General features: G+C 71.5%; 17 protein-coding genes. 14 read left to right on the plus strand and 3 right to left on the minus strand.

Annotated features, from left to right (window positions below):
- The first annotated feature begins 12 nt into the window (after window positions 1-12).
- The 3 genes from ACFOY2_RS15755 to ACFOY2_RS15765 all read left to right on the plus strand — a co-directional run bounded on the left by ACFOY2_RS15755 (window position 13) and on the right by ACFOY2_RS15765 (window position 3,700).
- A complete protein-coding gene (locus ACFOY2_RS15755) occupies window positions 13-942 on the plus strand; it encodes an acyl-ACP desaturase (protein ID WP_379528756.1) in 930 nt (309 codons plus the stop codon).
- 139 nt (window positions 943-1,081) lie between these two features.
- Window positions 1,082-3,031, plus strand: a complete 1,950-nt coding sequence (locus ACFOY2_RS15760; protein WP_379528757.1) for an ABC1 kinase family protein — start codon at window positions 1,082-1,084, stop codon at window positions 3,029-3,031.
- Between the two features lie 135 nt (window positions 3,032-3,166).
- Entirely contained in the window at window positions 3,167-3,700 is a 534-nt protein-coding gene (locus ACFOY2_RS15765) for an NADPH-dependent FMN reductase (protein ID WP_379528758.1), read from the plus strand.
- 6 nt (window positions 3,701-3,706) lie between these two features.
- On the opposite strand, the gene arfB is transcribed toward ACFOY2_RS15765, so the two are convergent.
- Window positions 3,707-4,114, minus strand: a complete 408-nt coding sequence (arfB, locus tag ACFOY2_RS15770) for an alternative ribosome rescue aminoacyl-tRNA hydrolase ArfB (protein WP_379528759.1) — start codon at window positions 4,112-4,114, stop codon at window positions 3,707-3,709.
- Window positions 4,115-4,293: 179 nt separating this feature from the next.
- Here arfB and ACFOY2_RS15775 point away from each other — a divergent pair, with 179 nt between their 5' ends.
- The 5 genes from ACFOY2_RS15775 to ACFOY2_RS15795 all read left to right on the plus strand — a co-directional run bounded on the left by ACFOY2_RS15775 (window position 4,294) and on the right by ACFOY2_RS15795 (window position 11,032).
- Complete coding sequence (locus ACFOY2_RS15775) at window positions 4,294-5,112, plus strand: hypothetical protein (RefSeq protein ID WP_379528760.1); 819 nt, start codon at window positions 4,294-4,296, stop codon at window positions 5,110-5,112.
- Window positions 5,109-5,699, plus strand: a complete 591-nt coding sequence (locus ACFOY2_RS15780; RefSeq protein ID WP_379528761.1) for an HAD family hydrolase — start codon at window positions 5,109-5,111, stop codon at window positions 5,697-5,699. The genes ACFOY2_RS15775 and ACFOY2_RS15780 overlap by 4 nt, the downstream gene beginning before the upstream one ends.
- A 41-nt stretch (window positions 5,700-5,740) precedes the next feature.
- Window positions 5,741-7,522, plus strand: a complete 1,782-nt coding sequence (locus ACFOY2_RS15785; protein WP_379528762.1) for an HSP90 family protein — start codon at window positions 5,741-5,743, stop codon at window positions 7,520-7,522.
- 54 nt (window positions 7,523-7,576) lie between these two features.
- Entirely contained in the window at window positions 7,577-9,409 is a 1,833-nt protein-coding gene (locus tag ACFOY2_RS15790; protein WP_379528763.1) for a tetratricopeptide repeat protein, read from the plus strand.
- A 66-nt stretch (window positions 9,410-9,475) separates the two neighbouring features.
- Window positions 9,476-11,032: an alkaline phosphatase D family protein gene (locus ACFOY2_RS15795; protein ID WP_379528764.1), complete on the plus strand. Its 1,557-nt coding sequence runs from the start codon at window positions 9,476-9,478 to the stop codon at window positions 11,030-11,032.
- Window positions 11,033-11,118: 86 nt separating this feature from the next.
- On the opposite strand, the gene ACFOY2_RS15800 is transcribed toward ACFOY2_RS15795, so the two are convergent.
- Window positions 11,119-12,852 (minus strand): efflux RND transporter periplasmic adaptor subunit, encoded by a 1,734-nt coding sequence (locus ACFOY2_RS15800; protein ID WP_379528765.1) that lies wholly within the window; start codon window positions 12,850-12,852, stop codon window positions 11,119-11,121.
- Window positions 12,853-12,998: 146 nt separating this feature from the next.
- Between ACFOY2_RS15800 and ACFOY2_RS15805 the strand changes: the two genes are divergently transcribed.
- From ACFOY2_RS15805 to ACFOY2_RS15830, 6 genes are read left to right on the plus strand one after another with little or no spacing between them, the layout of a single operon-like run.
- Window positions 12,999-14,144 carry an efflux RND transporter periplasmic adaptor subunit gene (locus ACFOY2_RS15805; protein ID WP_379528766.1) on the plus strand — a complete coding sequence of 382 codons (1,146 nt, stop codon included), beginning with the start codon at window positions 12,999-13,001 and terminating at the stop codon, window positions 14,142-14,144.
- Entirely contained in the window at window positions 14,141-14,884 is a 744-nt protein-coding gene (locus tag ACFOY2_RS15810) for an ABC transporter ATP-binding protein (RefSeq protein ID WP_379528767.1), read from the plus strand. The genes ACFOY2_RS15805 and ACFOY2_RS15810 overlap by 4 nt, the downstream gene beginning before the upstream one ends.
- A complete protein-coding gene (locus ACFOY2_RS15815; protein WP_379528768.1) occupies window positions 14,881-16,125 on the plus strand; it encodes an ABC transporter permease in 1,245 nt (414 codons plus the stop codon). Before ACFOY2_RS15810 ends, ACFOY2_RS15815 begins: the two co-directional genes overlap by 4 nt.
- A 12-nt stretch (window positions 16,126-16,137) precedes the next feature.
- Window positions 16,138-16,677, plus strand: a complete 540-nt coding sequence (locus ACFOY2_RS15820; protein ID WP_379528769.1) for a hypothetical protein — start codon at window positions 16,138-16,140, stop codon at window positions 16,675-16,677.
- Window positions 16,674-17,366, plus strand: a complete 693-nt coding sequence (locus ACFOY2_RS15825) for a response regulator transcription factor (protein ID WP_357820184.1) — start codon at window positions 16,674-16,676, stop codon at window positions 17,364-17,366. Before ACFOY2_RS15820 ends, ACFOY2_RS15825 begins: the two co-directional genes overlap by 4 nt.
- Window positions 17,363-18,832 carry a sensor histidine kinase gene (locus ACFOY2_RS15830; RefSeq protein ID WP_379528770.1) on the plus strand — a complete coding sequence of 490 codons (1,470 nt, stop codon included), beginning with the start codon at window positions 17,363-17,365 and terminating at the stop codon, window positions 18,830-18,832. The genes ACFOY2_RS15825 and ACFOY2_RS15830 overlap by 4 nt, the downstream gene beginning before the upstream one ends.
- A 54-nt stretch (window positions 18,833-18,886) precedes the next feature.
- On the opposite strand, the gene ACFOY2_RS15835 is transcribed toward ACFOY2_RS15830, so the two are convergent.
- Window positions 18,887-20,263, minus strand: coding sequence for an FG-GAP and VCBS repeat-containing protein (locus ACFOY2_RS15835; RefSeq protein WP_379528771.1), 1,377 nt, complete (start codon window positions 20,261-20,263; stop codon window positions 18,887-18,889).
- Between the last annotated feature and the right edge of the window lie 17 nt (window positions 20,264-20,280).

Consider the following 20,280-nt stretch of genomic DNA (forward strand, 5'->3'; position numbering starts at 1 on the left):
AGAAGATCTTTTATGGCGATGACTCAGACGGAGCTGCTGCACGAGCTCGAGCCTGTCGTGGCCGTGGAGCTCGACCGCCACGAGAAGGTGGCCAAAGAGTGGTTCCCGCACGAGTACATCCCGTGGAGCGAGGGCCGCGACTTCGACGGCATCTACGGGGGTCAGGCCTGGCAGGAGGGCGACTCGAAGATCCCCGAGGCCGCCCGCGTCTCGCTCATCGTGAATCTCCTGACCGAGGACAACCTGCCCAGCTACCACCACGAGATCGCCAGCACGTTCGGCCGCGACGGCGCCTGGGGCACCTGGGTGCACCGCTGGACGGCCGAGGAGGACCGGCACGGCACGGCGCTGCGCGACTACCTGACCGTCACCCGCGCCGTCGACCCGGTCGCCCTGGAGCGCGCCCGGATGAGCCACATGGAGCACGGCTTCGCCACCGAGTACGGCACCATGCTCCAGCAGCTCGCCTACGTCTCCTTCCAGGAACTGGCCACCCGCATCGCGCACCGCAACACCGGCAGGGCCTCCGGCGACGAGGGCTGCGAGCGGCTGCTCGCCAGGATCGCCGCCGACGAGAACCTGCACATGCTCTTCTACCGCAACCTGCTCAAGGCGGCCTTCGAGCTCGACCCCAGCCAGACCATGCGCTCGGTCACCGATGTGGTCACGACCTTCCAGATGCCGGGGCAGGGCATGCAGGGCTTCGCCCGCAAGGCCATGATCATCGCCAACGAGGGCATCTACGACCTGCGGCTCCACCTGGACGACGTGCTGATGCCGGTGCTGCGGCAGTGGGCGGTGTTCGACAAGACGGGGCTGGACGCCGAAGGGGAGAAGGCGCGGGAAGAGCTTGGCCAGTTCCTGGCCAAGGCGGAGGTCACGGCCGCTCGGTTCGTGGAGCGCAGGGACGAGCGCCGCGCCCGCGCCGCCGCCCGCCGGTAACCCACCGGCCGTCGTAAAGCCGCAAAAGGGGCCTGGTGGGATAGCGAGTTGTCTTTGAGGTGAGCGGCAGACGGCGATGAGCTGTCCGCTCACCCGAGCGCGGTCAGGGGCGGCCGTCACCGTGGAATGATGCTGCCCCATGGATCTCCCCACCCTGCTGCTCGTCGCCTTCGCCACCCTGGTGATGATCATCCTGCTGGCCGTGGTGGCGCAGCGCCTGCTGGACGTCAGGTTCGGCCCGCTGCGCACGTTCCTGGCCGTGGTGCTGGCATGGGGGATGGCGCAGCCGATGCTGGAGCCGATCCTGGGCTCGCTGGGCCTGCTGAACGGCGCGGAGCCGCCCCTCGGGGCCGCGCTGGGGGTGCTGCTCCTGGTCGTCATGTGCATGGTGCTCATCCCCATGGTCCTCCTGGTGCTGGCGGAGGCGCTGGTGCCGCCGGGTTCGGTGCCGGGCCCCCTGGAGCTCCTGCGGTCCGTACGCGGCCGCGTCTCCCGTGCCAGGCGCTACTCGCAGATCACCAGGATCGCCATCAAGCACGGCCTCGGCCCCTACCTGCGCGGCCGGGGCGAGCGCCTGGAGGACCGCTCCGGCCAGGTGCGCCTGGCCCGGTCGCTGCGCGCGGCGCTGGACGACGGCGGGGTCACGTTCGTCAAGCTCGGCCAGGTCCTGTCGACCCGGCGCGACCTGCTGCCCGCCGAGTTCGTCGAGGAGCTCGGACGCCTGCAGGACCAGGTCGCCCCCGCCCCGTGGGAGCAGATCGAGCCGGTGCTGACGCGGGAGCTGGGCGGTCCGGTGGAGGACGTCTTCGCCGAGTTCGGCAGGACGCCCCTGGCCGCCGCCTCCATCGGGCAGGTCCACCTCGCCCGCCTGCACACCGGTGAGAGCGTCGTGGTCAAGGTCCAGCGGCCCGGCATCGCGGTGGTCGTGGCCAAGGACCTCGACATCGTTCGGCGGCTGGCGGCCACGCTGGAGGCCAGGACCCGGTGGGGGCGCTCGCTCGGGCTGCGCGACCTGGCGGAGGGGTTCGCGGCGGCGATCCGCGAGGAGCTCGACTTCCGCGTCGAGGCCGCCAACATGGCCGCCGTCGCCGCCTTCGACGGGGCCTGCGTCACCTATCCCGTCCCGTTCGGCGCCCTGTGCACCGAACGCGTCCTGGTCATGCAGCGCCTGCGGGGCAAGCCCGTCACCGCGGCCACCCGGGAGCAGGGCCCGCAACTGGCCCGCGACCTGCTCGACTGCCTGCTGCGGCAGATCCTCGTCGAAGGCGTCTTCCACGCCGACCCCCACCCCGGCAACCTCATGCTGCTCGACGACGGCACGCTCGGCCTGCTCGACTTCGGCTCCGTCGGACGGCTCGACGCCTCCATCCGCTCGGCGCTGCAGCGTTTCCTGCTCGCCATGAACAGGCAGGACCCGCTGGGCGTCACCGACGCGCTGCTCGAAGTGGTGCCCAGGCCCGAGGACATCGACGAGGCCGCCCTGGAGCGGGCGCTCGGGCAGTTCATGGCCAAGCACCTGGCGCCGGGCATGGACAGCGTCCAGCTCTTCACCGACCTGTTCAAGATCGTGTCTGTGTACGGGCTGTCGATCCCGCCCGAGGTGGCGGCCGTGTTCCGGGCGCTGGCCACGCTGGAGGGCACGCTGGTGCGCCTGTCGCCCGGCTTCAACCTGATCGGCGAGGCCCGCGCGTTCGCCGGCCGCTACCTGGCCGAACAGGTGGGCCCCGCCACGGTCAAGGAGAGCGTCACCCACGAGCTGGCCGCGCTGCTGCCGATGCTGCGCCGCCTGCCCCGCCGCGTCGAGCGCATCGCCAGCGCGGCGGAACACGGACGGTTCGCCATGAACGTGCGGCTGCTGGCCGACGACCGCGACCGCCGCTTCGTGACGGGCCTGCTCCACCAGGTGCTGCTCACGGTGCTGGGCGCCACGGCGGGGGTGATGGCGGTCATGTTGCTCGGCACGGAGGGCGGCCCCCTGGTGCTGGGGTCCACGTCGCTGTTCCAGCTCATCGGCTACAACCTGCTGGTGATCGCCTCGATCCTGGTGCTGCGCGTGCTCGCCCTCATCTTCCGCCGCACCCGGGATTAGCGCTCCGCCCTCGGATGGGACGGATCACCATATATCCCGGCAAAGCCCAGTGTGCCTCTTGACCGGGAGCTGGTCTTGGACATCCGCGGCATCGGGCAGGTTCTGGTTATTACCGGAACCCCTTGGGAGCAGAGGGTGAAAATCATCGGGATTGCCGCAAGCCTCCACAAGGGGTCCTTCATCAACAGGCTGCTGGAAGCAGCGGGCGGCGAATTGCCCGATGGTGTTGGCTTCGAGGTGTGGCCGGGGCTGCGCGACATCCCGCCCTACGTTCCCGGGTCCGTCCCCGCGTCGGCACGCGAGCTGATCGGGCTCGTCGCGGGCGGCGACGCGGTGCTGCTGACGGCGCCGGAGCACAGCCTGCTGCCGGCGGAGCTGTCGTACGCGCTGGACTGGATGGCGGCGCGCGACGGGCTGTCGGGCAAGCACGTCGCGGTGATGAGCGCGAGCGCGCGGGCCTGCGGCGCCATGTGGGCCCAGGCGGAGCTGTACAAACAACTCCTCGGGGCCGGGGCCGTGGTGATGGGGGCGGAACTGGTGATCTCGCCCGCCTGCCCGCATTTCGACGAGGACGGCCACCTGACGGCCCCCGACCTGCGCGCCCAGGTACGCGCGGTGATCGCCCAGCTCTGCACGGCCAAGGTGATGGAGCCCGCCCTGTCTCTGTGACCTGCCCTAAGGGTCGCGGCGCAGACGCTTGACGTCCGAGCGGTGCTTCTTGGCCGCGATCCGGCGCTCGACCGAGCCCCGGCTGGGCTTGGTCGGGCGGCGGCGCTTCGGCGGCGGGGCGATGGCCTCGCGCAGCTTCTGGGCGAGGCGGTGCTCGGCGGCCTCCCGGTTACGCAGTTGGGAGCGGTACTCCGAGGCGGCGATCGTGATCACGGCGGCGCCCAGCCGGTCGATGGCCCTGGCCTTGAGCGCGGGCGGCAGCGCCGTGGTCGCGCTCACGTCGAAGGTCAGCTCCACACGGCTGTCGGTGGTGTTGACGCCCTGGCCCCCAGGACCTGAGGAACGTGAGAAACGCCAGACGAGCTCGACGTCGGGAATGACGACCGAGTTGTTGACGATCAGCGGGCCGGGCATGCTCAGGGCTCCTGTTCAAAGCGTCATCGTAGGTAACTGTCACCGTATATGGACCTGGTATGCGGGGAGCAACGGCATTTTTCCATCCCGGGGGAGACCTCCGTTCATCGTGATTTGACGGCCGCTTGCAAGGGGCGTATGCCACTATCGCGCGAAAAATCAGGGATGGGGGAGGCCAGGTGGCGGTCATCGTCGGCGTGCACGGGATCGGCAAGTACAACTATTACCTCGAAGCGGGCCACTCCGAGGTCGGTGCGGCGGAGGTCATGCGGCTCAAGTGGGACCGCTACCTGCACACCGCGCTCGGAGGCGAGACCAGGGCGTACTTCAGCGAGGTCGCCTATTTCTCCCACCTCCTGCACGAGGGCGAGCCGGGCGATGCCAGGCCCGCCCGCGCCGCCATGGAGGCCCCGGCGCAGCAGGTCCTCGCCGACTGGGCCAGGAACCTGGGTGTGGGCGAGCACGTGACGGGGGCGCTGAAGTCGTTCACCGGCTGGCTGCTCGACAAACTGGACGGCAGGTCGGCGGCGTTCGCCAAGCTGTTCGCGCCCGAGGTGGCGGCCTACCTCACCGACCAGGCCAAACGCGAGAGATGCCGGCAGGTCGTGGCCGAGGTCATCCGGCGCAACCGCCCCAAAGTGCTGATCGCGCACTCGCTCGGCAGCGTGGTGGCGTACGAGACGCTGTGGGCCAACCCCGACCTCCACGTCGACCTCCTGGTCACCCTCGGCAGCCCCCTGGGCATGCGCAACGTCGTCTTCGAGCGCCTCCTGCCCGCCCCCATCAACGGCCGGGGCGAACGCCCCAAGGGTGTCGCGCGCTGGGTGAACATCGCCGACAAGGACGACATCGCCGCCATCCCGCCCGACCTGCGCGGCAGCTTCACCGGCGTGGACGTCGAGGAGCTGGTCAATCTCGACTGGATCGACTTCCACACCGTGGAGAAGTACCTGGGCTGCCCGCAACTCGACCCGCATCTGAGACCATTTCTCGCATGACGTGGATTGTTTTCGACTACGGCGGTGTCCTGTCCCTGCCTCAGTCCGAGTCCGACGCCGACGCCATGGCGCTGGCCGTGGACGCCGACCGTGAGGCGTTCAAGCGCATCTACTGGGAGCGTCGCCTCGACTTCGACCGGGGCGACCTGACCCCGCTCGCGTACTGGTCGGAGGTGACAGGCAGGCCCGTCACGCCGACGGAGCTCGCCCGCCTGGTCGCCATGGACGTCGCGAGCTGGGCCAACCCCGACGAGGGCACGGTCGCCCTCCTCTGCGAGCTGATCGAGGACGGCCGTGACGTGGCGCTGCTGTCGAACGCACCCGTGTGCATCGGCGACGGCATCGACGAGCTGCCGTGGATCGCCGCCATCGGCCACCGCTTCTACAGCGCCAGGATGGGCCTGGTCAAACCCGACAGGAAGATCTACGACGAGATGGCCAGGGCGCTCGACGCCGACCCCGCGCAGATCGTCTTCATCGACGACCGCCAGGAGAACGTCGAGGGCGCGCAGCGCGCGGGAATGACCGGCGTGCGCTTCACCGGCGCCGCCGCCCTGCGCGCGGCGTTGTCCGACATAGCGGGATAATACTCGGCGAAATGTCAGTCCCGTGATCTAAGGTGTCGCGGGTGGAAAACGCCTTTCAAGTCGACCTGCGCGGCGTGGTCGACCTGCTCAGCCGCCATCTGTACGCCAGCCCTCGGGTCTACGTCCGCGAGCTGCTGCAGAACGCGACCGACGCGATCACGGCGCGCCGGGCGGCCGACCCGCACGCGCCCGCCACGGTGGCCGTGGACATCACCGACGGCCTGATCAGCGTGCGCGACACCGGCATCGGGCTGACCGAGGACGAGGTCCACGTGCTGCTGGCCACCATCGGCCGCTCGTCCAAGCGCGACGAGCTGGGCCTGTCGCGCCACGAGTTCCTCGGCCAGTTCGGCATCGGGCTGCTGTCGGGTTTCCTGGTCGCCGACGAGATCAGCGTCGAGACCAGGTCCGCGCTCGGCGGCCACACGGTGCTCTGGACCGGCCGATCCGACGGCCGCTACCAGGTCGAGCGGGCCGAGCGGGAGCGGGCCGAGCCCGGCACCACCGTCACGCTGCGGGCCCGTCGCGACGCCGCCGAGTGGGTGACCGAGCGCACCGTGGAGGAGCTGGCCACGCTGTACGGCGCGCTGCTGCCGTTCCAGGTGAGCGTGAACGGCCGCCGTACGACGCTCGACGCCCCGCCCTGGCAGGCGGAGCACCCCTCACCGGCCGCGCGGCGCGAGGCCCTGCGGAGCTACGGCGAGGAGCTGTTCGGGTTCACCCCGCTCGACGTCATCGACCTGCGCGTCCCCGAGGCCGGGCTCACCGGCGTGGCGTACGTGCTGCCCACCCCGGCCAACCCGGCCGTCCGCGGCGGCCACCGCGTCTACCTCAAGCGCATGTTGCTCACCGAGTCGGCCGACGGGCTGCTGCCCGATTGGGCGTTCTTCGTGCGCTGCGTCGTCGACGCCGCCGAACTGCGCCCCACCGCCAGCCGCGAGGCCCTCTACGAGGACGACCTGCTGGAGCACACCCGCGACGAGCTCGGCCGGGCGCTGCGCGCCTGGCTCGTCCGGCTCGCCGAGACCGACCCCGACGGGCTGCGTGCCTTCCTGACCCTGCACCAGCTCGGCGTCAAGGCCCTGGCCCTGCACGACGACGACATGCTCAGGCTCGTCGACCGCTGGCTCGAATACGAGACCAGCGCGGGGCCGATGACGCTGGCCCAGTTCAGGGCCACCTTCCCACGTGGGCGCTACGCCGGCTCGGTCGACGAGTTCCGCCAGCTCGCCGCTGTCTCCGGCGCGCAGGGCGTCGGCCTGGTCAACGGCGGCTACGTCTACGACGGCGAGATCCTTTCCAGGCTGAACAGGATCGACCCCGACGCGCGCCTGGCCCGGCTCGACCCGGCGGAGCTGGCCACCCACCTCGGCCCCGCCGAACCCGACGCCGAGCTCAGGGCGCGCCCGTTCCTCGCCGCCGCGGCCAAGGCGCTCGACCCGCTCGGCTGCCAGGTGGTGCTGCGCGACTTCGACCCCGCCTCGCTGCCCGCCCTCTACCTGACCAGCCGCGCCGCCGAACACCACGCCGACCTGCGCGAGGCGCGTGAGGCCGGCGACGAGTTGTGGGCCGACGTGCTCGGCGCCCTGGAGCGCACGGTCGCCGCCGACCGGCCGCGCCTGGTGCTCAACCACCGCAACCCGCTCGTCCGGCGCGTCCTGGGGCTGTCCGACATGACCCTGGCCGCCACCGCCGTGGAGTCCCTGTACGGGATGGCGCTGCTGCACGGCCACCACCCGCTGCGCCCGGCCGACACCGCGGCGCTCAACCGCTCGTTCCTGGGCCTGCTCGACTGGGCCGTCCAGGGAGGCGACCATGACTGAGCTTGTCGAGGTCATCAATAAGCAGGGAAACATGGGCCCGACGAAGGAGGGTTCATGACTGACGACGCCCAGGCGCTGCTCGGCCAGGCCGGCGGCCTGCCCTACGGCGAGGCCAAGAGCGTGCTCGTCGAGCGGGCGCTGCGCATCGCGGAGACGCGGCACGACCACGAGCTGATCGTCGACGCCCGGCTGGAGCTCATCACCTGCTACAACTTCGGCGGCGAGCCGGTGAAGTCGTTCGCCACGTTCTCGCGCGCCCTGGCCGACTACGACGCCGAGCCGGGCCGCTGGGAGGAATGGCAGGTCCACCGGCTGCTCTGGCAGTTCAAGTGGATCATGGGCGCCATCCAGCGGTTTCCCGAGATCCCGCTCACGCGCGCGCTCGACGCGCTGGACGACATGGAGCGCCGCTACCGGCAGGCGGGCGACCTCATGCACGCCGTCTACTCCGCGCGCTGCAGCATGGCCTGGCACCTCGGCGACGAGGCCGGCCTGGCCGAATGGTTCCACCGCTGGCGCACCGCGCCGCGCGACCGGCTGTCCAACTGCCAGGCCTGCGACATCAGCCACCAGGCCCACAAGCTGGGTGCGCTCGGGCGCGACGAGGAGGCGGTCGCCCTGGCCGGGCCCGTCGTATCCGGCCAGTTCACCTGCTTCTCCCAGCCGCAGAGCATCCTGTGCACGCTGCTGCCCATCTACCTGCGCACCGGGCGCCTGGACGCGGCCGCCGACGCGCACCGCCGGGCGTACCGGCTGGTTCAAGGGCGGGTCGGCGACATCGACGACATCGGCGCCCACATGAGCTTCTGCGCGCGGACCGGCAACGAGGCGCGTGGCCTGGAGATCCTGGAGCGGGAACTGCCGCTGCTGGAGCGTGCGCCGTCGCCCGACGACGCCGCCGACTTCATGGTGGGCGCCGCAATCGTGCTGCGCCGCCTGGAGGAGGGCGGCCACGCCGGCCTGACCGTACGCCGGTCCGGCGCGGACGTCCCGGTGCCCGAGCTGCGGGCCGAGATGGAGACGGTCGCCCGCGCGATCGCCGCCAGGTTCGACGCCCGCAACGGCAACGACGCGTACTCCCGCCGCCTGGAGACCCGCCTGGCCGCCACGCCCGTGACCGATCGCCTGCCGCTGACACCCCACGCCCGCCGCGCGGTCACCGGCTCGCCGGAGGAACGCTGGCGCAGCGGGGCGGCCCGGTCCGACGTGGGCGAACTGGAGGAGGCGGTGGCCGGGTTCACCCAGGCAGGCGACGGCGCACACGCGGCGCTCGCCCGGGTGGACCTGGCGCGGGCGTACCTGAAGGCCGACCGTCCGATGGACGCCGCCGAGGTGGCGGAGGAGGCCCTGCCCCTGCTGGAGGGCGAGCAGGACACGGCTGAGACGCGCCGCCTCCTGAGTAGAGCGCTGGCCAGGCTCGGGGAAGCCGCCAGGGCCGTGGAGGAACTGCGCGCGGTCGGCGACGCCGATGCCTTCTTCGAGATCGCCGACCTGCTCAGCGGCAGGGACGACGACCGGGAGGCCGCGGCGGCGTACGCGGAGGCGGCCGAACTCTACCGACGCGACGGCAACCTCCTGCGGGCCGCCGTCGCGATCCGCCTGCACGCCCTGAACACCTACTACGGTTATGACGACGCCTCTATGATCACCTACGCATACGAGCGCGCCAGACAGACGCTCGACGCCGCGGCCTCCCATCCCGGCGTCGCGGCCGAACGGGCCAGGCTCGCCTGGGAAGAGGCCTCGGCGCTGAACTGGCTCGGCCTGCACGAGGCCGCCGTCGCCCGCTGTACGGAGGCGCTCGAAGCCTTCCGCGACTTGGACGATGAGGCCGGTATCGAGATGGCCACCGCTCTCATGGAAGCACTTCGCGAACAGGACGACTGATGCTGTTCACCCGCGCTTGACTCCCATGTCACGGCTCAGTCAGCACGGGCGGACATACCTGGAAACGTGGACCGCAGAGCCTTCCTGACAGCGGCGACAGCCGGCCTCCTCCTTCCCCAGAGCCTCACCCCGGCGGCCTCGGCCGCCTCGGTGCGGACCCTCAAGTCGGACCCGTTCACGCTGGGCGTGGCCTCCGGCGACCCCTCCGCCGACGGCTTCGTCCTGTGGACCAGGCTGGCCGTCGATCCGATGGGCGGCGACGGCCGGGGCGGCATGCCCTCCCGCGACGTGGACGTGGACTGGCAGGTCTCGACCGACGAACGCTTCAGCAAGATCGTCAAGTCGGGCACGGCCACCGCCAGGGCGCGCGACGCCCACAGCGTCCACGTCGAGCTCAACGGGCTGGAACCGGGGCGCGACTACTTCTACCGGTTCAGGAGCGCCGGCAGGCTCTCGTCGGCCGGCCGCACCAGGACGACGCCCACGGGGGAGACGCCCCTCACGTTCGCGGTGGCGGCGTGCGCCCACTACGAGCACGGCTACTACACCGCCTACCGCCGCCTGGCCGAGCAGGAGCCCGACCTGGTCGTCTTCCTCGGCGACTACATGTACGAGTACGGCCCCAGCGGCTACACCGCGCTGGCCGGCCGCGTACGCACCCACACGCCCGGCAAGTGCCAGACCCTGGCCGACTACCGGCTGCGCCACGCCCAGTACAAGAGCGACCGCGACCTGCAGCGGGCGCACGCGGCGGCGCCGTGGCTGGTGGCCTTCGACGACCACGAGGTGGAGAACAACTGGGCCGGTTCCGTCTCCAGCACCGGCGCGCCGGGGTTCGCCAGGCGCAGGGCGCAGGCGTTCAAGGCGTACTACGAGAACATGCCGCTGCGCAGGGTCAGCCTCCAGGGGGCGGTGCTGCGCGTGAACCGGCGCATCTCCTGGGGCACGCTGGCCCGCTTCCACCTGCTCGACACCCGGCAGTTCCGCGACGACCAGGCCTGCATGGATGGGGTGCGCGCCGGCTGCGACGACCGCCTGGCCAGTAAGCGCACCCTGCTCGGAACCGACCAGTGGCGCTGGCTGGAGAGCGGGCTGCACGACTCCGACACCCGCTGGAACCTGCTCGGCCAGCAGATCATGATGGCCCAGCGCGACTACAAGATCGGGCCGGGGCGTGAGGTGAACCTGGACTCCTGGGACGGCTATGCGGCCGAACGGACCCGGCTGCTGGGATCGCTGTCGCGCACCTCCAACCCGGTCGTGCTGACCGGCGACGCGCACATGCACCATCTGGCCGAGCTCAAGACCGACTTCGACGACCCCGACTCGCCGGTGATCGCCAGGGAGCTGGTGGCGTCGTCGATCGCCAGCGACGGTGACGGCTACCGGGACCGTACGTGGATCGCCGAAGCCGTCCAGGAGAACCCGCACATCTCCTACATCGACCAGCGCCGGGGGTACCTGATGGCGCGGCTGACCAGGGACGAGCTGTCGGTGGACTTCCGGACGCTGGACTACATCTCACGGCGGGGCGCCCGCGCCAAGACCGCCCACCAGCTCACCATCCCGGCCGAGTCCCCGGCTTCGGCGGCAGGAAAGGCGGGGGCGCTCGGCGCCGGCTGAACGTTTCCTGAAAGCCCGCTGAGGATCCGCTCAACCCGCCGACGACGCCGATCGGCCCAGGCCCACCACGCCTGGGCCGATCGGCGTCAGGCGTCCGGCCAGCTTCCCTCGGGGAACTCGCCGGCGGTGCCGTTGGAGATCACCACCTGGTCGCTCTCGCTCAGCCCCTCCTTCACCTCCACGTACTGGTCGCCGCGGACCCCCGTCCGCACCACCTTCGCCGAGTCCCGGCCGCCCGAGCGGACCGTGACCACCTGGGTGCCGTCGGCGCGGCTGCGGATCGCCGCCGCGGGCACGTAGACGGCGTCGCGCGCCTCGTCGGTGGTGACCGTCACCGAGGCGGTCTGGCCGAGCATGAGGTCCGACGGGGGCTCGGCGAAGGCGAGGGTGACCCCGTAGCGGACGAGCCGGCCGTCCACGGTCGCGGTCGGCGCGATGGCGGTCACCGTGCCCTCGTGGCGTTCGCCGTTGCGGGTGGCCAGGGTGATCTGGGACTTCTGGCCAAGTTTGAGATGGTTCACGTCGGACTCGGTGACCATGGCCTGGACCTGGAGTTCATTCAGGTTGCCGAGGCCGACGAACGTGGCGGTTCCGGCCGTGTCGCCGACGCGGCCCGCCACCGACAGGATCGTGCCCGCCCTCGGAGCCACGATGCGGGTGGCCCGTACGGCGTCGGCCGCCTGTTCGAGGGCGGCCTGCGCGCGGTCCACGTTCGCGGCGGCCTGCTCCTCACTGAGCCCGCCCCTGGGCGGGGCGCCGTTGCCGGTCACGGCCCTGGTTCCGTCGCCGGTCACGTTGCCGCTTGGGGTGCAGGGGTTCTGGGACGGGCGGGAGTCGCCATCCTTCCCCGAGCTCGGCCGGGTGGAGGGCTTCGCGGTCGCCGTGGGCTTTCCCGTGGCGGAGGGCTTGGCGGAGGGACCGGACGGGTCGTCCAAGGAGGGCCGGTGATCCCCGGCGCCCTTTCCGCCGCTGGTCGGGGTGGCGGTGACGGTCGTGGTGACGGTGGCCGTCACGGTGACCGTCGCCGTGGGCTGAGGCCAGGAGTCGGTCGGTCCTGGGGTCGGGGTGGACGTGGGTGTGGGCCCAGGGTGCGATGTGGACGTCGGCTCGGGGGAGGGGGTCGAGACGGGGCGCACCGCGGGGGACGCGGCAAGAGCCGCGACAGGGGACGCGGTCCTGGGCGACGCGGGGCCGATCGCGGCCTCACCGTTCGCCGCGCTGCCGCCCCGACCAGCGAGCCTGTCGTCGCCGATCGTCGTGCCGTCCGTGACCGTGGCGTTGGCGTCCGGTGTCCCGCCGCTGGTCGGGCGGGTGGTCGGTGTGCCCGTGGTCGCGGCAGGGCGGGTGCCGGTCGGGGTGGGCCGGGTGGTTCCCTGGGGTGTGCCGCCCTTGGACGGGACGCAGGCCGAGGGCGTGCGTCCGGCTCTGGCGGGCGTCCCCGCAGACGGAGCCGGCGACGGGGCCGAGGACGCCTCCTCCAGCGCCTCCTCGGCGGCGGCCACGTCGGCCTTGGCCGCCTCGTACGCCTCCCGCGCCCCCCGGCCGTCGATCCTGGCCAGCACCTGGCCCTTCTTCACCCTGGTCCCGACCTTGACATGCACCTTGGTCACCGTCCCGGAGGACCCGAACGCCAGGTCCCGCCGCGAGCCGTCCACGGTGCTGCCCGCCGCGCTGACCAAGGCCGTGACCTGCCCGCGCTGGGCGGAGGCGAGCCGTGCCTGGACGGTGGGCGGGGCGTCGTCGCGCAGCGCCAGCGCCAGGCCGGACCCGGCGACGAGCACCGCCAGGGCGAGGCCGCCCAGCACGAAAGTCGGTCTCATGGCGGCCCATCATGCCGGAGCAGGTTCGCGCCAGGCTGCGAGCATCCTCAGAGTTCCCTGTGGATGTGGCGGGCTTTCGACTTTGTCAGCGAACGTTCAGCTTGCTCGCGGCTGCACCGCAGCCTGGTGTGCAAGGGTCACCGGCTGTGAAGGTGTCGACAAGGCGCAGGGCGCTGATGACCAACGGAGCACTGGCGGTGCTTCTGCTGGGGGGTGGCGTGCTCGTCTACGCCCAGCTCGGCACGGGACGGGCCGAGAGCGAGACGACCGTGCGGACGGTCACCGCGGGCCGAGGTTCCGTGACCGCCTCGGTGTCCGCGTCGGGCGCGGTCGAGAGCTCCAAGTCCCGGGCGCTCTCATTCGGTACGACCGGCACGGTCGAGAAGATCTACATCAAGGCCGGGGACAAGGTCGCCAAGGGCGACATCCTGGCCAGGCTGGACGACTCGGCCGTCCAGGAGAGCCTGACGGCGGCCAAGGCCGACTACCAGAGCGCCGTCGACGACGGCACCGACACGGCGCAGCTCTACGCCGCCTTCGTCAAGGCCCGCAACGCCTACAGGGAGGCTCAGCGCACGGCCGACGCCACCGTGCTGAGGGCCCCGTACAAGGGCACGATCATCGCGGTGAACGGCTCCGTCGGCGGCACGAGCGCCGGCTCGGGCGGCTCAGGTGGAACGACCTCCGGCCAGGACGGTCAGGGCGGTCAGGGCGGTCAGGGTGGCCAGAGCGGTCAGGGCGCCGGCTCCTCCGACTCCGGCAGCGGGTTCGTCGAGATCGCCGACACCGGCGCGCTGCGACTCGTGGGCGCCTTCACCGAGTCCGATGTCGGCAAGCTCAAGCAGGGCCAGGAGGCCACGGTCACCTTCGACGCGCTGCCGGGCGTGAGCGCCCAGGGCAAGGTCACGCAGATCGATCCCGTCGCCTCCACCAGCAACAACGTCGTGCAGTACCCGGTCACGGTGACGTTCACGAAGGTCCCGAGCCAGGTGCGGCTCGGGCAGACCGCCACGGTCGAGGTCGTGGTCGGCCAGGCAGACGACGTCGTCACCGTCCCCTCCACGGCGGTCTCCACCAGCGGCGGCCAGACCACGGTCACCCTGTTCGAGAACGGCAGGCAGACCAGGACCCCGGTCGAGGTCGGCGTGCGCGGCGCCACGCTGACGGAGATCAAGTCGGGGGTGTCCGAGGGCGACAGGATCGTGCCCCCCGCGACCACGACAGGCGGCGGCAACCAGCGCATGTTCGGCGGCGGAGGCTTCCCCGGCGGCGGGCCGGGAGGCGGGCGATGACGGCCCCCGAGCCGCGGAAGGCCCCGGTCCTGCGGGTGCGGGACCTGGTCAAGGAGTACGGCGAGGGCGACGCCAAGGTCCGCGCCCTGCGCGGCGTCAACCTGGACGTCGAACGCGGCGACTACGTCGCCATCATGGGCGCCTCGGGCTCCGGCAAGTCCACGCTCATGAACATCCTGGGCTGCCTCGACATCCCCACCTCCGGCACGTACCTGATCGACGGCGCCGACGTGGGCCGCCTGAACGAGCACCAGCTCGCCATCCTGCGCAACCGCAGGGTCGGGTTCGTCTTCCAGTCCTTCAACCTGATCCCGCGCATGAGCGCGCTGGCCAACGTGGAGCTGCCGCTCGTGTACGGCGGCATCGGCCAGGCCGAACGCCGCGAACGCGCCATGGCCGCGCTGGAGCAGGTCGGCCTGACCGACCGCGTGCACCACGAGCCGAACCAGCTCTCCGGCGGCCAGCAGCAGCGGGTCGCCCTGGCCAGGGCCCTGGCCCACCAGCCCGCCCTGCTGCTGGCCGACGAGCCGACGGGCAACCTCGACACCGCCTCCACCGGCGACGTCCTGCAGATCCTCGACCGGCTCAGCGAGTCGGGCCGCACCATCGTGCTCATCACTCACGAGGACGACGTGTCCGCGCACGCCAAACGGGTGATCAGGCTGGTGGACGGCGAGATCGTGGAGGACCGCCGCCAGGCGCCCGTGGACGGCGCCCCTCCGAGGATGGCGCTGACGTGAACCAGGTCGAGATCCTCCGCTTCGCGCTGCGCGGCCTGCTGGCCAACAAGATGCGCAGCGCGCTGACCACGCTCGGCATCCTCATCGGCGTGGCCGCGGTCATCATGCTCGTCGCCGTCGGCGAGGGCGCCTCGCGCAGCATCGCGGGCAACATCCAGCGCCTGGGCGCCAACACCCTGACGATCTCCCCGTCGTTCTCCGGAGGACCAGGCGGCGGCATGCGGGGCCCGGTCGCGGTGGACGCCGGCCCGCGCACCCAGGCCAGGCAGCTCAGTCTCGCCGACGCCAAGGCGCTGACCGACAGGACGCTGGCGCCGTCGGTCAAGAGCGTCTCGCCGGTCGTGAACGCCGCATCCTCGACCGCCGCGTACGGACCCGCCAGCCATGAGATCGCGCAGTTCGTCGGCACCTACCCCAGCTACTTCGAGGCTATGAACAAGCCCGTGGCCAAGGGCACCTACTTCTTCAACGACGACGTGCTGGCCGCCAGGAAGGTGGTGGTGCTCGGCAAGACCGTCGTGGAGCAGCTGTTCGGGACCGTCGATCCGATCGGCAAGCAGGTCAGCGTGTCGGGCGTGCCGTTCACCGTGGTCGGCGTGCTGAAGGAGGCCGGGTCCGCCGGCATGCAGGACGCCGACGACGTGGCCATCGCGCCGCTGCCGGCCGTGCAGCAGAGCCTGAGCGGCTTCGGCCAGCTCAACTCCATCGTCGTGCAGGCGACGGGAGCCGAGACCACCACGACGGCGCAGGCGGAGGTCACGGCCGTCCTCAACCAGCGGCACGGCATCACGGACGACAACCCCGACTACCGCATTCTCAACCAGGCCACGCTGCAGGAGACCATCAGCGCCGCGACCGGCACCTTCACCGTGCTGCTCGGCGCGGTCGCGGCGATCTCGCTGCTGGTGGGCGGCATCGGCATCACCAACATCATGCTGGTGACCGTCACCGAGCGCACGCGCGAGATCGGCATCCGCAAGGCCATCGGGGCGCCCAGGAGCGCGATCCTGGGCCAGTTCCTGATGGAGGCCACACTGCTGAGTCTGGTGGGAGGATTGTCCGGGGTTCTGGTGGCGTTCCTGGGGACCAGGTTCTCCGTGGCCGGCATCGAGCCGGTCCTGGTGCCGTCGTCGGTCGCGCTGGCGCTGGGCGTGTCGGTGGGCATCGGGTTGTTCTTCGGCAGTTATCCCGCCAACCGGGCGGCCAAGCTCAGGCCGATCCAGGCCTTGCGCCACGAGTAAGGAGAATGCGACATGGCCCAGCTTGACTCCTCCCCGTACCCGGACGACCTGCGGGAAGAGCTCGCCGTCCAGCCCCGGCAGGGCGCCTCGAAGCTGACGCTGACCCTGGCCGCGGGCGTGGTGCTGGTCGCCGGCATCATCATCGGCATCCAGGCGGCGAACCTGTCCGCCCCGCCCGCGGCGGCCGGGCCCATGGGCGGCGGGTTCGCCCAGCGGCAAGGCGGTCAGGGGCAGCCCCAGGGGCAGTCTCCCGGGCAGCCTTTCGGGCAGCGTGGCGCCGGTCAGCGCATGGGCGGCGGCACCGTCGGCACGGTCGAGAAGGTCGAGGACGGCAAGGTCTACCTCAAGACCATGAACGGCGAGACCGTCACGGTGACCACCGACGACAAGACCACCGTCCAGGTCTCCAAGCCCGGCAAGGTCTCCGACCTCAAGAGCGGCACCACCGTCGTGGTCCGGGGCCGGCCGGGCGACGACGGCTCGGTTACGGCGGCCTCCATCACCCAGGGAGCCCAAGGAGGCATGGGAGGCCAGGGAGGAACACCGCGATGAGCGAGCCCGAGGCCAGGCTGCTGGTGGTCGACGACGAACCCAACATCAGGGAGCTGTTCTCGGCCAGTCTGCGCATGGCCGGGTTCGAGGTGCTGACCGCCGCCGATGGCAAGGAGGCGCTGCGGGTGGCCGAGGAGAGCACGCCCGATCTGGTGATGCTCGACGTGATGCTGCCCGACCTGGACGGCCTGGCGGTCGCGGGAAGGCTGCGGTCCCGCGGCCGCCGGGTCCCGGTGCTGTTCGTGACCGCCAAGGACACGCCGGAGGACAGGATCGCCGGGCTCGGTCTCGGCGAGGACTACGTGACCAAGCCGTTCAGCCTGGAGGAGGTCATCGCCAGGATCAGGGCCGTGCTGCGCAGGACCCGCCGCGGCGCCCCGCCGCCGAACCGGCTGAGCGTGGCCGACCTGGAACTGGACGAGGAGAGCCACGAGGTCTGGCGCGACGGCGTCCCGATACGGTTGTCGCCCACCGAGTTCAGGCTGCTGCGCTACTTCATGCTCAACGTGGGCCGGGTGCTGTCCAAGACGCAGATCCTCGACCACGTCTGGAACGGCGACTGGCGCACCGACGTAGGCCTCGTCGAGTCGTACGTCTCCTACCTGCGCCGCAAGGTCGACACCGGCGAGCGAAAATACCTGCACACCCTGCGCGGGGTCGGCTACATCCTGCGCCCGCCCCGCATATGAGGAAATATCTCGCCCGCACCCCGCTCTGGCTCCGCCTGGTGTCGGCGACCCTGCTGCTGGTCACCCTCGCAATCACGCTGACCGGCCTGTTCGCCGTGCGGCTGCTGCGCGGCTACCTCGTCGAGCGCGTCGACCTGCAGTTGCGCGCCGCCAGCGGCCCGCCCCGCGAGCCGCCGCCCGAACCCAGGACGGGCGTGCGCCCGCAACGCTTCTTCGGCCTGTTCCACGCGATGGTCCTGGACTCGAACGGCGCCCCGATGCGTACGCTCAGCGAATCGACCGAGCTGCACACCCCCGCCCTGCCCCGGCTGACCAGCGGCGACGTGCAGGCGCGGCACGGCCGCCCCTTCACCGTGGAGTCGCTCGCCGCCGCAGGGCCGCACTGGCGGGTCGTCGCCGTGCCCGGCCGCGCCGGCGAGACCCGGGTGATCGCGATCAGCCTGGGCGACGTGGACGCCACGGTCTCCCAGCTCGGCCTGATCGTGGCCGTCGGCGGCGGCGGCACGCTGGTCGTGCTCGGGTTCGGCTGCTACTGGCTGGTCCGCAGAAGCCTGCGCCCGCTCGGCGAGATCGCGCGTACGGCCAAGGCCATCGCCGGAGGCGACCTGTCGCGGCGCGTGCCGCTGTGGGCCAATACCACCGAGGTCGGCAAGCTGGGCCGCTCGCTCAACACCATGCTCGCCCAGATCGAGTCGTCCGCACGCGAACGGGAGGCCGCCGCCCAGTCGGCCCGCGCGTCCGCCACGGCCGCCAGGCGCTCTGAGGAGCTGATGCGCAGGTTCATGGCCGACGCCTCCCACGAGCTGCGCACGCCGCTGACGTCGATCAGGGGGTTCGCGGAGCTTTACCGGCTGGGCGAGGAAAAGGACCTGGCCGAGGCCGTTCGGCTGCTGCGCCGCATCGAGGGGCAGGCGGCGCGGATGGGCCTGCTGGTGGAGGACATGCTGCTGCTGGCCAGGCTCGACCAGCGGCGCGAGCTGGCCATGCGGCCCGTCGACCTGCTCAGCCTGGCCGCCACCACCGTCATCGATGCCCAGACGCTGGCGCCGGAGCGGCGGATCGAGCTCGTGCGCCTGTTCGAGGGCGAGGACGACGTGACCGTGACCGGCGACGAGTCGCGGCTCGGCCAGGTGCTCAACAACCTGGTCACCAACGCGCTCACCCACACCCCGCCCGGCACGCCCTTCCAGGTGCGGGTCGGCATCGACGGCGACAAAGCCGTGGTGGAGGTGGCCGACGAGGGGCCGGGGTTCTCGGAGGAGGTGGCCGAGCGGGTGTTCGAGCGGTTCTACCGGGCCGATCCCGCGCGCAGCGCCGGCGGGTCGGGGCTGGGGCTGTCGATCGCGGCCACGCTGGTGGAGGCGCACGGCGGCGTCGTCATGGCGGAGAGCGAACCGGGCAAGGGCGCCCTGTTCAGGGTGATCCTGCCAGTTGATCAGCCTGATCGGCCTCGACCTTCAGGGTGATCGTTCCGGTCGGGCGGGCCTCGGCGTGCCGGTTGATCGTGACAGCCGGGGGCCTCAGCCGAAGGTGTAGCCGTACAGGCCGGTGCCCTTGCTGAGCTGGCGCACCTTGCCGAGCCGCAGGCCGGGCTTGCGCGAGCCCGGCGCGTACATGACCAGCCCCTGGTCGGGGGCGGCCACGACGAGCCCGAACAGCGGCTTCTTCTTGGACAGCGGCTGGTAGCGCTCGCCGAGGGGCAGCGCCGCCAGGGCCGCGCCGAAGTCGCGTCCCTTGCCCTTGATCAGCAGGTTCCCCACCCGCGTCAGGCCGCCGGACGAGCGGCCCATCAGCACCTGCACCGCCTTCTCGCCCGGCACGCCGACGGCCAGCTCGTCGTTGCCGTCGCCGTTGAAGTCCCCGGCCGTCAGCGCCGCCCCGAACCGGTCGTAGTAGCGGGGCACGCCCTTGAGGGTGTTCTGCGACCAGGCCTCGCTCTTGTACGTGGTCAGCCCGCCGCGCGAGCCGTACAGGACGTCCACCGTTCCGTCGCCGTAGTCCATGGCCCGCTGGTTCGCGCTCAGGCCCTCGCCCGGCACCCCGATGGCCAGGTCGTCCTTGCCGTCGCCGTTGAAGTCGCCGCTTGCCAGGGCCGCCCCGAAGTTGTCCCACTTCTCCGAGGCGCCCTTGATGCCCGGCGTGCTCTGCGTGTACTGCCGGGCCCGCTCGCGCCGCACGTCGATCACCGTGACCGAGCCCTGCCCGTCCAGCGTGACGCTGTCGGCGGGCGCGCCGACGACCAGATCGTCGCGGCCGTCGCCGTCGAAGTCGCCGGTGGTCAGCGCCGCCCCCCACTGGTCGGTGACGTTGGCCGACTGCCGCACCCACGGCGTCTTCTGCGTGATCTGGAAGGGCTTACGGCCCTTCATCCAGTAAACGGTCACCGCCCCGCCCGAGCGGTGGCTGGGCGCGCCCACGACCAGCTCGTCCTTGCCGTCCCCATCGAGGTCGCCGGCCGCCAGCGCCGCCCCGAACCGGTCGCTCGACGGCTTGGCCAGCGACAGTTCCTCACCGGCGACGAGCCCGTCGGCCGAGCCCTTGTAGATCTGCACGACCCCGTTGCCGTCGCCTCCGGGCACCCGCTCGCCGATGAACTCCTCCGACACCCCGACGGCCAGGTCGGCGCACCCGTCGCCGTCGAAGTCGCCGACGGCCAGCGCGGAGCCGAACGAGTCGCCCGGCTCAGCGCCCTCCTGGGTGAGCTTGACCCGCTTGCCGGAGCCGTACATCACGGTCACCGAACCGGCCCTGGAGTTGTCGTAGGGGGCGGCCACGGCCAGGTCCGGACGGCCGTCGCCGTCGAAGTCGAGAGGGTGCCCGCCGCACGAGGGGGCGGCGGCGGCGCTCGGGCCGGAGGCGAGCGGAAGGACCAGGCAGGCGGCGAGCAGCGCGTTCATACTTCGAGGTATGTCCG

Source organism: Nonomuraea purpurea, from assembly GCF_042650645.1.
Lineage (GTDB): Bacteria > Actinomycetota > Actinomycetes > Streptosporangiales > Streptosporangiaceae > Nonomuraea > Nonomuraea purpurea.

Bases quoted from the DNA above. Each gene is read 5' to 3' on its own strand.
- ACFOY2_RS15760 (WP_379528757.1), top strand. From the start codon at position 1,082: ATGGATCTCCCCACCCTGCTGCTCGTCGCCTTCGCCACCCTGGTGATG.
- arfB (WP_379528759.1), bottom strand. From the start codon at position 4,114: ATGCCCGGCCCGCTGATCGTCAACAACTCGGTCGTCATTCCCGACGTC.
- ACFOY2_RS15830 (WP_379528770.1), top strand. From the start codon at position 17,363: ATGAGGAAATATCTCGCCCGCACCCCGCTCTGGCTCCGCCTGGTGTCG.
- ACFOY2_RS15825 (WP_357820184.1), top strand. From the start codon at position 16,674: ATGAGCGAGCCCGAGGCCAGGCTGCTGGTGGTCGACGACGAACCCAAC.
- ACFOY2_RS15755 (WP_379528756.1), top strand. From the start codon at position 13: ATGGCGATGACTCAGACGGAGCTGCTGCACGAGCTCGAGCCTGTCGTG.
- ACFOY2_RS15835 (WP_379528771.1), bottom strand. From the start codon at position 20,263: ATGAACGCGCTGCTCGCCGCCTGCCTGGTCCTTCCGCTCGCCTCCGGC.
- ACFOY2_RS15790 (WP_379528763.1), top strand. From the start codon at position 7,577: ATGACTGACGACGCCCAGGCGCTGCTCGGCCAGGCCGGCGGCCTGCCC.
- ACFOY2_RS15780 (WP_379528761.1), top strand. From the start codon at position 5,109: ATGACGTGGATTGTTTTCGACTACGGCGGTGTCCTGTCCCTGCCTCAG.
- ACFOY2_RS15810 (WP_379528767.1), top strand. From the start codon at position 14,141: ATGACGGCCCCCGAGCCGCGGAAGGCCCCGGTCCTGCGGGTGCGGGAC.
- ACFOY2_RS15820 (WP_379528769.1), top strand. From the start codon at position 16,138: ATGGCCCAGCTTGACTCCTCCCCGTACCCGGACGACCTGCGGGAAGAG.
- ACFOY2_RS15800 (WP_379528765.1), bottom strand. From the start codon at position 12,852: ATGAGACCGACTTTCGTGCTGGGCGGCCTCGCCCTGGCGGTGCTCGTC.